Origin of the sequence: Promicromonospora sp. NPDC090134 (genome assembly GCF_044746965.1) — a bacterium.
Taxonomy (GTDB): Bacteria; Actinomycetota; Actinomycetes; order Actinomycetales; family Cellulomonadaceae; genus Promicromonospora.
In genome coordinates, this window is sequence record NZ_JBIVCZ010000001.1 from 402,970 (window position 1) to 417,609 (window position 14,640).

The following is a 14,640-nucleotide window of genomic DNA, read 5'->3' on the forward strand; positions in this document are numbered from 1 at the left end:
GTCCCCGACGACGACGCGGACAGCGACCTCCTTGGCGGCGGGCTGGCCAACAAGGGCAAGAACAAGACTGACTTCAAGCACGAGCACGGGTTCTGCAGAAGATCGGTTGGTGTGGTAACCCCGCAGGGGCCGCGCTCGCCCCGTCACAACAGCCCGCTCCTATCGGGCCGAAGCTGCGACGTGCCAGATCCGACGGCAAGATCTACCTTGCAAACGTCCTGGCTGGCAGGCACTCCAAACAGGGAGGCCCTGTCAGATCAAGAAGTCGACCCTAAGGTGAGTCGCCCGTGTCGATAAACCCATACAGATAGCGCGACAGCATATGTGAGAATCGTGGCACAAATAAGGACCCAGATTGGGAGGGCGGCTATGCCCACCGACGGCCACAGCACCGTGTAACCATCGGGCAGATAGTCGATCCAGGCCTCGGTGACACCAGCATGTATGGAGCCCGGCAAGTATGGGTAGTAACTGAACTGCTCGGCGAAGATCCAGGTGGCAGCGACGATGTATGAATATATCGTGCTGAGGGTAAGAGCGCTGACAAGCCAACCTATGCCAGCCCACAGGAGGAACCCCGTGTAAACGAGCAGGTTCGCAGTGAATACTCGAGTAAAACTTGCTCCGGAAGCAGGCGTGACACCACTGTCGATCGGCAAGACAATTGAACCAATCGCACACATTAAGTATGCGGCAGTGAACATTGCGCCGATGCTAAGGATCGCCACCAAGCTGCTGGTGAGCATCTTGATGAGAGCGAGCCTGGGCCAGCCGTGGCCGACCACAGCGGCTGAGTAGGCAGTACCGGACCGTATCTCATTAAGGGCGACAGAGATGCCGATGACGGTCCCCAATATTGGAGCGGCAGCTCGTCCCAAACCGGCGATGTACGTAGGTACGTACATCCAGGAAACCACGGTCACTTCCCTCATGACGGCGGAAGACGCGGAGATTTCGCTGAGGATCGGAATGCCATATGCGAAAATCGACAGCGAAGCGCTCAGAACGACAATCCACACCACGGTGCCACGTGCCTTGAGCAGTTCGTATCTTAGGATCCGGACCAATCTCATGCTCCCTGCTTGAAGTTCAGCCAGCCGAAGGAACCTAAAATGACAAGGGCCGCGATGAGTGACAGGCCAGGAGGCAGAGAACCATCGTCCGCGACTGTTGTCATCAGGGCAAATGTTCCGGCGTCCTGAATCTGCGGAGCGGTTGCGCGAATTGTGGAACTAAGTGCCGAAAAAGGAAGGATCCCAGGCGGGATCAGGTTGAGGAACCCCGTCGCGGTCGCGTCAAGCACATAGAGGCCGACTCCAATGAGCGCCCCGGACGCTGTTCGTCGGAGAATAAGCCCTCCAAAGAATCCTATCGCAGCAGGTGCCGCGCACAGTATTGAAGTCAGGAATACAACTTCCAGGCTTGGCCATTTGCTCGTGGCCGCCAAGTCGGAGAATCCAGGCAGGATGTTTTCGACACGACCTGTGATGTATGCGTTGACGATTATGCCTGAAAGCATTGCAACGAGTGTGATGCAAATTCCAGATAGAACGGCACATGCCAGCTTTACTGCCAGTACGCGAATCGGATTAAAAGCGAAAGCGGGCAGTGACATCCGCCGATCCCACTCGGAGCCGCTAAAGCTTGCACCTGCCAGGCAAAGGAGGAGCGCACCGAGAAATGATCCCGCTAGAAATGCCACTGCAGAGTCTTGGCCGTGAGCCGCTGTCAACGCCTGGAACTCTCTGGGAGCCTGACCGACGACCGTGCCGACAAACCCTGGAGAACCGGGTGGGTCGAAGCCGGCACCATCCATTCCACGAAACGCCAGGATCAGATCGGCGACATTTCGATACGCGAGAAGCTGGCCGGCTACGACCAGGGCGATTGTTGCGAACGTGACAACGAGGAGCGTGCGGCGTACCTTTATCCACTCGGCGTGAACTTGAAGAAGTGTCCACTCCAGATATCTCGGCTGCTGCACTTTCGAGACCTCATTCAATAATCTCGACATTATGGATGGATCCGGTCAGGCCGACTGAGGCGAGAACTTCCAGAAGTGGCCCCAGGTGTGTGCGTGGCCCCTTGACAGTCGCCTTTTCTCCATGGACCTCGATGTTCTGCGCCCACGAGCAATCCTCAATCGTCTTGAGAGTTGCGGCGTCTCGATATGTTACGACCAGACGGTAGTTCCCCGAATTGCTGGCGAGTTCAACCAGGTTCGATAACTTTCCACCCTCAATGACGTATGCGTGTTCGGCGATAACTCCAAGAATCGTGTGGTCCTGGCCGGTTGCGATGATTGATCTGCCGTCGCCTCTCATCGCCTCGCACTGCCGCGCGAATGTCGCACGTGCCGACTCGTCCAAGCCATTGGTCGGTTCGTCCATGACGACAAGCTGAGATCTACGGACAAGTGCTGCGACAAGCGTAACTTTCCGTCGTTGCCCGAAAGATAGGGTTCGAGCAGGCTTCCGCAACACAGGGCCCAGTTCGTAAAGCTCGACAAATTCCCTGTACCTGGGGTTGTCATCGGGGTGGATATTGCCGCTGAGGACCTCGATGTTCTGGCGCGCCGTGAGGTGTGGGTACAGGTTCGGATCTTCGAACACTGCGGCCATAGAATTCTGTAAGCCGTCCGGGAACCGGATCTCGCCCGTCGACGGCGAGCTCAGTCGGCAGAGCAGTTTGATAATGGTCGACTTTCCTGCACCATTCGGGCCGGTGATAGCTGTCGTCGAATTGAGATCGAAATCGACGTCCAGGCCGTTGAGGACAGTCTTCGACCTGTATCTCTTTGATACGTTGCGCAGACTGATCTGGTAGGGCCGGGGCCGGCCCGAATCGCTCGGACCGGCCCCGGAGTCCGCTGGAGCTACACCCACCGCGCGTTCCCGTAGCCATCGACGCGGATACGGATCAGGCTGTCGACTTCGGCACCGATCGGTCCCCACTTGGTGGGAACTCCGAAGACGAACGTCAAGAACGTTCGGGAGATACCGACGCCGCCGCTTCCAGAGCGGAACGATACCCAGCCCTTGCTGCGGTTCTTGCTGCTGCCTGGGGCGATGCTCGACGTTCGATCGATCGATCGAGGTGTGTTGTACAGGTAGCCAGAGCCGTTGTACGTGACCGTCGTGATCGAGCGGTGTTGTGCGATGCGGATGCCTGCCACCTCGTAGTTGCGTGTAGCAGTGAAGACACCAGTGCGCAGCGCTTCGCTGTCTTCGGTGACATCCTGGGTGAGGTCGCCGGTGACCGCGTTGCCTTCGCCATCGGTAGGTTCGAGCGCCGAGGATTCCTCAGTCTCGATAAACCCGACCTCTGCCGCGGTGGCGGGGACCCACTTGCCGGTCTCGTCCTCGATCCAGAATTCTCGGCCGATCGCAGGCTCGATCTCATCGGCTGTGGCTGGAACGGTCACCCCCGAAAGCAGGATCGCTGCGCCGATTGGCACCGCGACCAATCTTCTGAGCTTAAACATGTCGTTCCCTTCTCGTCACTTGTGGATCGGAATGGAGCTCATGTGTTCATGCCATCAACCTGCGGTGTGCGGCTGATGATCATGCTTGCGCACCCACGGAGGCATTGGCGTTCCGAGAGGCGTCGATGGCACGCTGAGAGTCTGACGGAAGCGGGCGTAATGTACAATTCGGACAAGCGTCCAAGTTTCCCGCACCGATAGCCGCGCATCGTTTCGATCTAGCGTCTTTTCACCCACGTTATCAACAGGGTGAATTTGCGATGCCTGACATTTCGGTCGAGGACCCGCGGGACTGCCTGTGGATGAACTTTTACATACGCGTTACATCGCCTGGCGTCGTGATCAGCGATTCTGCGTGCGCGCGCAGGTGCGCCCTGTCGGGCGGCGCGGGCCGTCCCGACAGGGCGTCGTCCGTCCCGCGTCAGCGCTCGATGTCACCGCGGATGAAGGCCTCCAGCTGGGCCCGGCCCGCGGTGTCCTCCATCTGCACGGGCGGCGACTTCATGAAGTAGGTCGCCGCCGACAGGATCGGGCCACCGACGCCGCGGTCCTTCGCGATCTTGGCCGCCCGCACCGCGTCGATGATGATGCCGGCCGAGTTGGGGGAGTCCCACACCTCGAGCTTGTACTCCAGGCTGAGCGGCACCTCGCCGAAGGCGCGGCCCTCGAGGCGCACGTACGCCCACTTGCGGTCGTCGAGCCACGCCACGTAGTCCGACGGGCCGATGTGCACGTTGCGGTCCTCCTTCTTGCCGGCCAGGGGGCCGGTGAGGTTGGACGTCACGGCCTGCGTCTTGGACAGCTTCTTCGACTCCAGCCGGTCCCGCTGCAGCATGTTCTTGAAGTCCATGTTGCCGCCGACGTTGAGCTGGTAGGTGCGGTCGAGGACGACGCCGCGCTCCTCGAACAGCTTGGCCAGCACGCGGTGCGTGATGGTCGCGCCGACCTGCGACTTGATGTCGTCGCCGACGATCGGCACGCCGGCCTCCTCGAACTTCGCGGCCCACTCGGGGTCGGACGCGATGAACACCGGCAGGGCGTTCACGAACGCGACGCCGGCCTCGATCGCGCACTGGGCGTAGAACTTGGCGGCCTCCTCGGAGCCCACCGGCAGATAGCAGACGAGCACGTCGACCTCGGCGGCGCGCAGCGCTGCGACGACGTCGACGGCCTCCTTGGTGGACTCGTCGATCGTGGCGCGGTAGTAGTCGCCCAGGCCGTCGAGGGTCGGGCCGCGCTGGACCGTCACGCCGGTCGGTGGGACGTCGGCGATCTTGATCGTGTTGTTCTCGGACGCGTTGATGGCCTCGGCCAGGTCGAACCCGACCTTCTTCGCATCGACGTCGAACGCCGCGACGAACTCGAGGTCCGACACGTGGTAGTCGCCGAACTGCACGTGCATGAGGCCCGGGACGGTGCTCGCCGGGTCGGCGCCACGGTAGTAGTGCACGCCCTGGACCAGGGACGAGGCGCAGTTGCCTACGCCGACGATGCCCACGCGGATGGAGGTCATCCTCGCTCCTTCTTCGTTTGTTCCTGCTGCGGGGCGGGGCCCTGCGCCGCGGCGCGTCCCCGCTCGGTGGAGATGAGGCTGTCGAGCCAGTGCACTTCGCGCTCGACCTTCTCGAGCCCGAAGCGCCGGAGCTCGAGCGCATATTCGTCGAGCCTCGACCGCGGATGGGTCGTGGACTCGCGGAAGGCCTCCAGGCGCTCGGTCAGCCGGGTGCGCCGGCCCTCCAGCACGCGGAGGCGGGTCTCGGCGTCGGTCTGCCCGAACAGAGCGAACCGCACGTCGAAGTTGTCGTCCTCCCAGGCCGCGGGTCCGGCGGTGGCCAGGACGGACTGGAGGTGCTCCTTGCCCTCGGCGGTCAGCTCGTAGACCACACGACGACGGCCGAGGGGGATGGGTTTGGCGGTCCGGCCGGGGATCCCGGCCTTCCCCTTGCGGGGTGCCGACGGCGTCGGTTCGCTCTCGGTGGTCGCGATCAGACCCCGCGTGACCAGGCCCTTCAGGGCCGGGTAGAGCGTGCCGTAAGAGAAGGCACGGAACGAGCCCAGCACCAGGTTGAGGCGCTTGCGGAGCTCGTAGCCGTGCAACGGGGACTCGTTGAGGAGGCCGAGGACGGCGGTCTCCAGCACGTCGGACCGACTACGCACGGCAACCTCCTTCCCGGAAAGAACCCGGCGGGCCGGGTCAAGGTCTTCTACACGATGTATCGAGTCGATACATCGGAGAATAAGCATGGTGCCGTCGGCGCGCAATCCGTCGGGGTCGGCCGGGGTTCCATCGTGAAGGTGAGAGAACTGTGAAATGAGGGCAGACGGACTGGGTTGACCATGCGGTGAAATGTCCCGCGTGGGGCGATGTGGACGGATCCGGCTACTGCGCTAGAGGGTGAATCCCCTATGGTTTCGGGTGGTCCGCCGTGCGGGTGCGTCAATGCACACCGGCAGGCCCCGAGTCCGAACGAGGAAGAGGCTGTTGTGTCGAACTGGAGTCCCCCTCCGATCTGGCCGCAGACACCCCGGCGCCGGGAAGGGATCTGGAACTACCCCCGGCCGTACCGCACCGGGATCCGCGCGTGGGTCCCGTCGTGGCGGTTCGTCGTGGGAACGCTGCTGACCGGCACGTCGCTCGTCGCCGGCGTCCTGATGGCCGCCTGGGTCAGCGTCCCCGTCCCGAACGAGCTGGGCACGGTGCGCTCCGAGACGACGACGGTGTACTACTCCGACGGCAAGCCCCTCGGGAAGTTCGCGGCGCAGGACCGCACGATCGTGGCGCTGGCCGACCTCCCGCCGCAGGTCACGCAGGCGATCATCTCGTCGGAGGACCAGAGCTTCCGGACCCACCTCGGCATCAACCCCCTGGGCATCGCCCGCGCGGCGCTCAACAACGTGACCGGCGGCGACCGGCAGGGCGCGTCGACGCTGACGCAGCAGTACGTCGAGAACTACTACGTGGGCGTGGAGTACGCGACGTACTCGTCCAAGCTCAAGGAAGCGATCATCGCCCTCAAGGTGACGCAGCAGCAGTCCAAGGACCAGGTGCTGGAGGGGTACGTCAACACCATCTACCTGGGTCGTGGTGCGTATGGCGTCGAGGCCGCGTCCCAGGCGTACTTCGGGCACCCGGCCAAGGAGATGACCATCTCCGAGTCCGCGTTCCTCGCGGGCATCATCCCGAACCCGACCTACTGGGACCCGCGGCAGGGCGAGGGCGCCGAGGCGCAGGCGAGGGCGCGCTGGGAGCGCACGCTGAAGCTGATGGTGGAGCAGGGCTACATCACCCAGGACGACCGGACCTCCGCCGAGTACCCCAAGCTCGTCAAGTACACCCAGGGGTCCGGCGACAACCGCACCGCCTACCTGCTGGAGCAGGTGGCCAACGAGCTCGACCGGAAGGGCATCACGGCGGACCAGCTCACGAAGATGGGCTACGAGATCCACACGTCGATCGACCGCAAGATGCAGGCCGCCGCGGCCGAGACCATGAAGCTGCCCGAGGACGCGAGCAAGTACGCGCGCGCGTCGCTGACGTCGATCGACCCGGCGACGGGTGAGATCAAGGCGATGTACGGGGGCCCGGACTACTCGACCTACCCGACCAACGCCGCGACCTTCGAGGCGCAGGGCGCGTCGACGTTCAAGCCGTTCACCCTGATCGGCGCGCTGACGGAGGGCTTCCAGCTCAACAAGAGGTACAGCGCGGTGGACGGGACGGTGATCGAGGGCTGGAAGCAGACGCCGGACGGCCCCGACGTGCCGCTGTACAACTTCAACAACGACTCGTGGAACAGCCTCGACCTGGTCGACGCCACCGCGAACTCGGTGAACGTGGTCTACGGCCAGCTCAACAAGGACATCGGCCCGGAGACGACGGCGCAGGTCGGCTACGACCTCGGCATCCCGCAGGCCGACGACGACCCGGACACCCGGGACTGCTGCGCCATCGGCGGCAACCTGGCCAACGTGCTCGGCACCGCCTACGTGACCAACGTGGACCTGGCGCACGCCTACTCCACCATCGCCGCCCAGGGCTACCGCACCACGCCCCACATGGTGGTCGAGGTGAAGAACGGCGAGCAGACCATCTACCAGGGGTCGAGCGCCGGCGAGGAGATGTTCGACCCCGAGATCATGGCCGCGGCGACGTACGCGATGAGCAAGGTCGTCGAGGAGGGCTCCGGCATGCCCGCGCTGGAGCTCGAGCGGCCGGCCGCGGGAAAGACCGGCTCCTCGAACGACAACATGTCGGCGTGGTTCGCCGGCTTCGTGCCGCAGCTCACCACCGTCGTCGGCCTCTACGAGTACAACATCGACGCGAACCGGTACGAGCAGATCAAGCCGTTCGGCGGCTACGAGCAGATCACCGGTGGTACCTGGCCGGTCACCGCGTGGACCGCCTACATGCTCAAGGCCACCGAGGGCATGGAGGTCGAGCAGCTCCCCGAGTACACGCCGCCCGCGCCGGAGCCGTCCGAGACGCCGTCGCCGTCCACGAGCCCCTCCGAGGAGCCCGAGGAGACGGTCGTGGTGCCCGACAACCTGGTCGGCCAGCAGTTCGTGGCCGCCGCGGCGGCGCTCGGTGGCCTGCAGCTCGTGCCCGTGCAGGTGGACGTGGACAGTGCCGAGCCCCCGGGCACCGTGCTCGACGTCGAGCGCGCGGGCGAGGAAGTCGACCGGAACTCGGAGATCGAGGTCCAGGTCTCCAACGGGTCCCAGGCCGAGGTGGAGACCACCACGGTGCCGTGGGGCCTGACCAACCGGGAGCAGGGCGACGCCGAGCAGCAGCTCCAGGACGCCGAGCTCTCGCCGGTGGTCCAGGAGGCGCCGTCGGACACCGTGCCCGAGGGCTCGGTGATCTCGGTGGACCCGGGCGAGGGCTCGGAGGTGCCGAAGGGCAGCGAGGTGACCCTCGTGGTCTCCACCGGGCCGGGTGACGACCCGACCGACGACCCGTCCGGGGACGGCGGGGGCATCTTCGGGTAGTGACGGGGACGGGCTCTGCCGGCGTCGGGTGAAGTACCGGGTGAAAAGGCCCGAAAGTCGCTGGTAGAGCCCGTTGAGACCTGCGTCTCGGACACGGGGCGTACACAGAGAAACCGCGTTTGTGCTACTTGCTGCCAACATCGATCCTCTATCGTTTCGACGGTTCAGTGCGCCCACTGAACCGAATCGAGGAACGAGGAAGACGTGGCGAACAGGAGTCCTTCTCCGATCTGGCCGCAGACGCCCCGACGCCGGCGTGGCATCTGGAACTACCCCCGGCCGCACCGCACGGGTCTGCGCGCGTGGGTCCCGTCGTGGCGCGTTGTCGTCGGCACGGCGCTGACCATGGTCTCGCTCGGCGTCGGTGTGTTCACCGCCGGGTGGATCGGCTGGGCGGTGCCCGACGAGCGCCCCGAGATCGGCTCGGAGACCACCACCGTCTACTACGAGGACGGCAAGGTGATGGGACGGTTCGCGGCCGTCGACCGCACGATCCGGTCGCTCGACGAGCTGCCGCCGTACATCGGCCAGGCCGTGGTGGCGTCCGAGGACCAGGGCTTCGAGGACCACATGGGCGTCGACCCGATGGGCATCGTCCGTGCGTTCATCAGCAACGTGACCGGCGGCGGCCGACAGGGCGCGTCCACGCTGACGCAGCAGTACGTGGAGAACACGTACTTCCAGCCCGGGCAGTCGTCCTACGCGGACAAGTTTCGCGAGATCATCCTCGCCCTCAAGGTGGACCAGGATAAGTCGAAGGACGAGATCCTCGAGGGTTACGTCAACAGCATCTACCTGGGTCGCGGCGCCTACGGGTTCGAGGCCGCGGCGAAGGCGTACTTCAACAAGCCGGCGGCCGAGCTCACCGTCTCGGAGACCGCGATGTTGGTGGGCATCATTCCGTCGCCGTCGTACTGGGACCCCCGCTTCGGCGAGGAGTCGAAGGCCGTCGCGGAGCAGAAGTGGTCCCGCGTGCTGCGCAACATGGCGGACATGGGCTACATCACTCAGGAGGAGCGGAACTCCGCCACGTTCCCCGAGCCCATCGAGTACAAGCCGGCCTCGCGCGCCGGCCAGGTCGGCTACCTGCTGGAGGAGGTCCGCAAGGAGCTCGCCGACGAGGGCATCGCCGAGGAGGACCTCATGAACAACGGTTATGAGATCCGCACCACGATCAACTCCAAGTTCCAGAAGGCTGCGGTCGAGGCGGCGAAGACCATCCCGTACGACGGAGAGAACCCCGCGTCCAAGAAGCTCGGCGTCTCGATCGTGTCGATCGACCCCAAGGACGGCTCCATCCGCGCCCTGTACGGCGGCAAGAACTACGAGGAGAACCAGTACAACTCCGCCACTATCGGCAAGGCGCAGCCCGGATCGACGTTCAAGCCGTTCACCCTCATCGGCGCGCTCGAGGAGGGCCACGAGCTCAACGAGTACTACAACGGCAACAGCCCGATGCAGATCCCGGGCTGGACCAAGGAGGCGGGCGGCCCCGAGGTGGAGCTCACCAACTTCGGCCCTGAGGGATCGGGCGGTGAGTCGTACGGCGACATCGACCTGATCGACGCCACGGCGAACTCCGTGAACACGGTGTACGCCCAGCTCAACGTCGAGATCGGGGCGAAGAAGTCGCAGGAGGTCGCGATCCGGGCGGGCATCCCCGAGGGGGACACCAACGCCACGCTGTCCAACGTGCTCGGTACGGAACCAGTGCGTGCGGTCGACCTGGCGGGGGCGTACGCCACGTTCGCCGCGCAGGGCACGCGGCACGAGACGCACATGGTCACGTCGGTGAAGAACGGCGAGGAGGACATCTACAAGTTCAGCGGCGAGACGACGAACGCCATCGACCCCGAGGTGATGGCCAAGGCCACCTACGCCATGGAGCAGGTCGTCAACGAGGGCTCCGGTACGCCCGCGAAGGAGCTCGTGGGCCCCGACGGCACGCAGCGTCCCGTCGCGGGCAAGACCGGATCCACCAACGGCAACAAGTCGGCGTGGTTCGCCGGCTACATCCCGCAGCTCGCGACGGTGGTCGGTCTCTACCAGACGGCCGAGGACGGCGTCGCCCAGGCCGAGATCACGCCCTTCGGCGAGTGGGCCGGCGGCAGCATCACCGGTGGTACGTGGCCCGTCACGGCCTGGACCCAGTACATGCAGGCCGTGACCGAGGGCATGGAGGTCGAGGAGTTCCCGGAGTACACCCCGCCGGCCCCGCCGCCCTCGCCGACGCCCACCCCGAGCCCGACGCCCACGGTGTCGGACGACCCGAACGAGAAGGTGATGGTCCCGACCGGGCTTGTCGGCCAGCAGTTCGTGGCGGCCGCGGCAGTGCTGTCGGGCGCCGGGCTGAGCCCGCAGCTCGTCGAGGTCCCGAGCGATCAGCCCCCGGGCACCGTGCTCTCGGTGGAGAAGGAGGGCCAGGAGGTCAAGCGGGGCACCAACATCAGGGTCGAGGTCTCGTCCGGGCCGGACGAGAACACCGCCACCGTGCCGGGCGGCCTGGTGGGCGGTGACGAGAACAACGCTCGCGGGCAGCTCCGAGGGGCGGGGCTCGATCCACGGATCGAGTACCAGGCGTCCGACGACGTGGCCGAGGGCACAGTCATCGCCGTGAACCCCGAAGAGGGTGCCACGGTGCCGGTGGGCAGCCCCGTGCAGGTGATCGTCTCGTCGGGTCCGGACGACATCGGGCTCCCGACCGAGGAGCCGACCGGTGGTCCCGGCGGCGGTGGTGGAGGCGGCAACGGGAACGGCAGCCCGTAACCGTCGTCCTGACGAACACGGCCGAGGGGCCGTCTCCTGCGGGAGGCGGCCCCTCGGCCGTGTTCGTGCCCGGCCCGCCCCAGCTGCAGGTACCGGGGCCGGTGTGAGAGGGGTCTCGCGCGCTCGATTCCGCCGTTGTCCACAGGGCGGGTAGGCTTGGCCCTTGCTGTGAACCCTCCTGTCACGGAACGACCGTGACCGCTGAGACCAGAGGAGGTGGGTATACACATGCGTCAGTACGAACTGATGGTGATCCTGGACCCGGAGGTCGAGGAGCGCACCGTTGCCCCGTCGCTCGACAAGTACCTGTCGGTCATCACGACCGAGGGTGGATCCGTCGACAAGGTGGACATCTGGGGTCGCCGCCGCCTGGCGTTCGACATCTCGAAGAAGTCCGAGGGCATCTACGCCGTCGTCGACTTCACCGCGACGTCGGACACCGCCAAGGAGCTGGACCGGCAGCTCGGCCTCAACGAGGTCGTCCTCCGGACCAAGATCCTGCGCACCGGCGACAAGTAAGTCGTCGGAACTGAACCTCCTACGCCCGCGCGAGTGTCAGTGGTTCGTGGTTGCATTCACCGCGAGCACGGACATCGCGTACGGAACGTCGACTGAATCGAGGAATTGGCATGGCTGGTGAAACTGTCATCACAGTGATCGGAAACCTGACCGGGGACCCTGAGCTGCGCTTCACCCCTTCCGGTGCGGCGGTCGCCAACTTCACGGTGGCGTCGACCCCGCGGACCTTCGACCGCCAGAGCAACGAGTGGAAGGACGGGGAGACCCTGTTCATGCGCTGCTCGATCTGGCGCGAGGCCGCGGAGAGCGTCGCGGAGTCGCTGACCAAGGGCACGCGCGTCATCGCGCAGGGTCGCCTGGTCCAGCGCTCCTACGAGACCCGTGAGGGCGAGAAGCGCACCGTCGTGGAGCTGCAGGTGGACGAGATCGGTCCGTCCCTGCGCTACGCCACGGCCAAGGTCACCCGGGCCCAGCGGTCCGGTGGCGGCGGCTTCGGTGGCGGCGGCGGTGGTGGCTACAACGGAGGCGGCGGCCAGCAGGGCGGCGGCTCCGGTGGAGGATTCAGCTCTTCCGGTGGCGGTCAGAGCAATGACGACCCGTGGGCCACGGCAGGCCCGGCGTCGTCGGGCGGCTCGTTCTCGGACGACCCGCCGTTCTGATCGGCACCACCCAGTTCACCTTTTTTGCTCGCGCGGCCTGCCAGGCCTCGTGAGCAGCACCTGACGAAGGAGCAACACCATGGCGAAGCCTGTGGTGCGCAAGCCCAAGAAGAAGATCAACCCGCTGAAGTCCGCGAAGATCGCCAACATCGACTACAAGGACACGGCGCTGCTGCGCAAGTTCATCTCCGACCGCGGAAAGATCCGCGCCCGTCGCGTCACCGGCGTCTCCGTCCAGGAGCAGCGTCAGATCGCGAAGGCCGTGAAGAACGCCCGCGAGATGGCCCTGCTGCCGTACACGTCGACGGCTCGCTGAGGAAGGGATCGAGAACAATGGCAAAGCTGATCCTGACCCACGAGGTGACCGGCCTGGGCGAGCCCGGCGACGTGGTCGAGGTGAAGGACGGGTACGCCCGTAACTTCCTCATCCCGCGTTCGCTGGCGACCCCGTGGACCAAGGGCGCCGAGTCCGACATCAACGCGATCCGCAAGGCTCGCAAGACCCGCGAGATCGCCTCGCTGGACGACGCGAAGGCCCTGGCCTCCTCGCTGTCCGCGAAGCCGGTCGTCGTCGCGGCGAACGCCGGCCCCGGTGGCCGTCTGTTCGGCGCGGTGACCACGGCGGACATCGCCGGTGCGGTTGCCGCTGCCGGTGGCCCGTCGGTCGACAAGCGCAAGATCGAGATCGGTCAGTCCATCAAGACGACCGGCGACTACACCGTGTCGATCCGCCTGCACCCCGAGGTGTCGGCCAAGATCGGCGTCCAGGTCGTCGCCGGCTGAGCTTCGGCCCAGCTGATCACCTGATCGCCAGAAGGCCCCGGTTCCCCCTGTGGGAGCCGGGGTCTTCTGTCGTGCGGGCACGAGCCGCGCGTCACGGCGCCGGCACGACGGCCTGCTCGTTCGTCAGCAGGACGTCCAGGGTCAGGGCCGCGGTCCAGGAGAACTGGCGGGTCCCACGGCCGGCACCGGTGTCGGGGTCCGTGTACTCGGGGAATCCCTGCGGCGCCGCGACGTCGAAGTGCGCGCGCAGGCGGGCGGCCAGGTCGTCGCGGCCCAGGGCCCGGACGGCGCGCAGCAACAGCCACGACATGTTGAACCACGCCGGCCCCCGCCAGTACAGGGCGGGGTCGAACGCCGGGTCGTCGCGCGAGGTGCTCGGCAGGTACGGGCCGCCGCCAAGAAACCCGGGACCGGCGAGCGTCGCGAGCAGGCGCTCGGTGCGGCCTCCTGGGGGATGGTTGCCGGCTCCCGGCAGGCCGGCCAGGAGCAGCGGGACCAGGCCGTTCACCGTCGCCCGCCGCACCTGCTCCCCGGTCGTGTCGTCGAGCGCCACGTACAGCCCCAGCTCCTCGTCCCACAGGTGCTCGTCCAGCGCGGCGATCAGGCGGGCGGCGGACGCCTCGTGCGCGCCGGCCCGCCCGTCGCCCCCGTCGTCCGGCAACGGCAGCCCGCACCCGCCGTCGGGCAGCGACTCCGCCATCCGGGCCAGGGCGACCTCCGAGACCGCCAGCACCGTGCTGAACAGGGGACACACCAGGGCGAAGCCGATCGCGACGTCGTCGGCGCAACCGGCGTCGCGGTACGTCTCGGCGAGCCGGTAGTAGCGCCGGTAGTCGCGGCTCCCCGGCCGTTCGCCGGTGCCGGCGTGCTGCAGGTCCGGCCGCCGGACGGGCGTGCGCGCCCGTGGCGGGACGCGTTCCAGCGCGGCGTCCCACAGGGGCGAGTTGTCCGTGCCGGTCTCCCACGGGTGCTTGGTAACCGGCAGCCCGACGCCGCCCGCTCGCCGGCCGTGCAAGTACTCGTGCCAGCGCGCGAGCCGGGGGTACACCCGCGCGAGGAAGCCCTCCCGCGCGGATCCGGCCGGGTCCGCGCAGTGCACCAGCCACGCCGCCCAGGCGTGCACCGGCGGCTGCACGAGCCCGGAGGTCGCCGCACCCCAGAACCCGGCTCCGGGGGCGTAGTCGTCGTCGCGCCCGATGTCGTAGACGATCTGCGGCACCCGCCCGTCGGGCCACTGGGCCTCGAGGAGCGCGACCAGCTCCGCCCGGGCACGCGCCGGTGCGCGGTGCCGGGCGCCGATCGCGACGAACGCCGAGTCCCAGCTCCATTGGTGGGGGTACAGGCCCGTGGCCGGGACGGTGTGCCGGCCGGTCCAGTTGGCCTCCAGGACGCGAGCCGCGGCGTCGGCGGGATCTTCCTCAAAGTCCTTGTGCATCTTTC

Annotated in this window: 13 protein-coding genes; 6 read left to right on the plus strand and 7 right to left on the minus strand. The window is 66.3% G+C overall.

Annotation, left to right across the window (positions count from 1 at the left end; genetic code table 11):
* Nucleotides 1-257: 257 nt before the first annotated feature.
* The 6 genes from ACIPN7_RS01780 to ACIPN7_RS01805 all read right to left on the minus strand — a co-directional run bounded on the left by ACIPN7_RS01780 (nt 258) and on the right by ACIPN7_RS01805 (nt 5,641).
* Nucleotides 258-1,073 carry a hypothetical protein gene (locus tag ACIPN7_RS01780; protein WP_400537383.1) on the minus strand — a complete coding sequence of 272 codons (816 nt, stop codon included), beginning with the start codon at nt 1,071-1,073 and terminating at the stop codon, nt 258-260.
* Complete coding sequence (locus tag ACIPN7_RS01785; protein WP_400537385.1) at nt 1,070-2,002, minus strand: hypothetical protein; 933 nt, start codon at nt 2,000-2,002, stop codon at nt 1,070-1,072. Before ACIPN7_RS01785 ends, ACIPN7_RS01780 begins: the two co-directional genes overlap by 4 nt.
* Nucleotides 1,995-2,885 carry an ATP-binding cassette domain-containing protein gene (locus ACIPN7_RS01790; RefSeq protein WP_400537387.1) on the minus strand — a complete coding sequence of 297 codons (891 nt, stop codon included), beginning with the start codon at nt 2,883-2,885 and terminating at the stop codon, nt 1,995-1,997. Before ACIPN7_RS01790 ends, ACIPN7_RS01785 begins: the two co-directional genes overlap by 8 nt.
* Nucleotides 2,876-3,484, minus strand: coding sequence for a hypothetical protein (locus ACIPN7_RS01795; RefSeq protein ID WP_400537389.1), 609 nt, complete (start codon nt 3,482-3,484; stop codon nt 2,876-2,878). Before ACIPN7_RS01795 ends, ACIPN7_RS01790 begins: the two co-directional genes overlap by 10 nt.
* Before the next feature lie 421 nt (nt 3,485-3,905).
* Nucleotides 3,906-4,997, minus strand: coding sequence for an inositol-3-phosphate synthase (locus ACIPN7_RS01800; protein ID WP_400537391.1), 1,092 nt, complete (start codon nt 4,995-4,997; stop codon nt 3,906-3,908).
* Complete coding sequence (locus ACIPN7_RS01805; RefSeq protein WP_400537393.1) at nt 4,994-5,641, minus strand: PadR family transcriptional regulator; 648 nt, start codon at nt 5,639-5,641, stop codon at nt 4,994-4,996. Before ACIPN7_RS01805 ends, ACIPN7_RS01800 begins: the two co-directional genes overlap by 4 nt.
* A 450-nt stretch (nt 5,642-6,091) precedes the next feature.
* On the opposite strand from ACIPN7_RS01805, the gene ACIPN7_RS01810 reads away from it, so the two are divergent.
* The 6 genes from ACIPN7_RS01810 (at nt 6,092) to rplI (ending at nt 13,200) form a co-directional block, all read left to right on the plus strand.
* A complete protein-coding gene (locus ACIPN7_RS01810) occupies nt 6,092-8,473 on the plus strand; it encodes a transglycosylase domain-containing protein (protein ID WP_400537395.1) in 2,382 nt (793 codons plus the stop codon).
* A 204-nt stretch (nt 8,474-8,677) separates the two neighbouring features.
* On the plus strand, nt 8,678-11,239 hold the full coding sequence (locus tag ACIPN7_RS01815; protein WP_400537397.1) for a transglycosylase domain-containing protein: 2,562 nt from the start codon (nt 8,678-8,680) through the stop codon (nt 11,237-11,239).
* A 228-nt stretch (nt 11,240-11,467) separates the two neighbouring features.
* Nucleotides 11,468-11,758, plus strand: a complete 291-nt coding sequence (gene rpsF / locus ACIPN7_RS01820) for a 30S ribosomal protein S6 (RefSeq protein WP_285101724.1) — start codon at nt 11,468-11,470, stop codon at nt 11,756-11,758.
* 110 nt (nt 11,759-11,868) lie between these two features.
* Complete coding sequence (locus ACIPN7_RS01825) at nt 11,869-12,417, plus strand: single-stranded DNA-binding protein (RefSeq protein ID WP_020013533.1); 549 nt, start codon at nt 11,869-11,871, stop codon at nt 12,415-12,417.
* Nucleotides 12,418-12,496: 79 nt separating this feature from the next.
* A complete protein-coding gene (rpsR, locus tag ACIPN7_RS01830) occupies nt 12,497-12,733 on the plus strand; it encodes a 30S ribosomal protein S18 (RefSeq protein ID WP_020013532.1) in 237 nt (78 codons plus the stop codon).
* Between the two features lie 17 nt (nt 12,734-12,750).
* A complete protein-coding gene (gene rplI / locus ACIPN7_RS01835) occupies nt 12,751-13,200 on the plus strand; it encodes a 50S ribosomal protein L9 (RefSeq protein WP_182620110.1) in 450 nt (149 codons plus the stop codon).
* A gap of 91 nt (nt 13,201-13,291) precedes the next feature.
* Here rplI and ACIPN7_RS01840 read toward each other — a convergent pair whose 3' ends face one another.
* Nucleotides 13,292-14,635 (minus strand): MGH1-like glycoside hydrolase domain-containing protein, encoded by a 1,344-nt coding sequence (locus ACIPN7_RS01840; RefSeq protein ID WP_400537400.1) that lies wholly within the window; start codon nt 14,633-14,635, stop codon nt 13,292-13,294.
* Between the last annotated feature and the right edge of the window lie 5 nt (nt 14,636-14,640).

Coding starts and splice junctions, on each gene's coding strand:
- ACIPN7_RS01800 (WP_400537391.1), bottom strand. CDS start 4,997: ATGACCTCCATCCGCGTGGGCATCGTCGGCGTAGGCAACTGCGCCTCG.
- rpsR (WP_020013532.1), top strand. CDS start 12,497: ATGGCGAAGCCTGTGGTGCGCAAGCCCAAGAAGAAGATCAACCCGCTG.
- ACIPN7_RS01795 (WP_400537389.1), bottom strand. CDS start 3,484: ATGTTTAAGCTCAGAAGATTGGTCGCGGTGCCAATCGGCGCAGCGATC.
- rplI (WP_182620110.1), top strand. CDS start 12,751: ATGGCAAAGCTGATCCTGACCCACGAGGTGACCGGCCTGGGCGAGCCC.
- ACIPN7_RS01825 (WP_020013533.1), top strand. CDS start 11,869: ATGGCTGGTGAAACTGTCATCACAGTGATCGGAAACCTGACCGGGGAC.
- ACIPN7_RS01780 (WP_400537383.1), bottom strand. CDS start 1,073: ATGAGATTGGTCCGGATCCTAAGATACGAACTGCTCAAGGCACGTGGC.
- ACIPN7_RS01840 (WP_400537400.1), bottom strand. CDS start 14,635: ATGCACAAGGACTTTGAGGAAGATCCCGCCGACGCCGCGGCTCGCGTC.
- rpsF (WP_285101724.1), top strand. CDS start 11,468: ATGCGTCAGTACGAACTGATGGTGATCCTGGACCCGGAGGTCGAGGAG.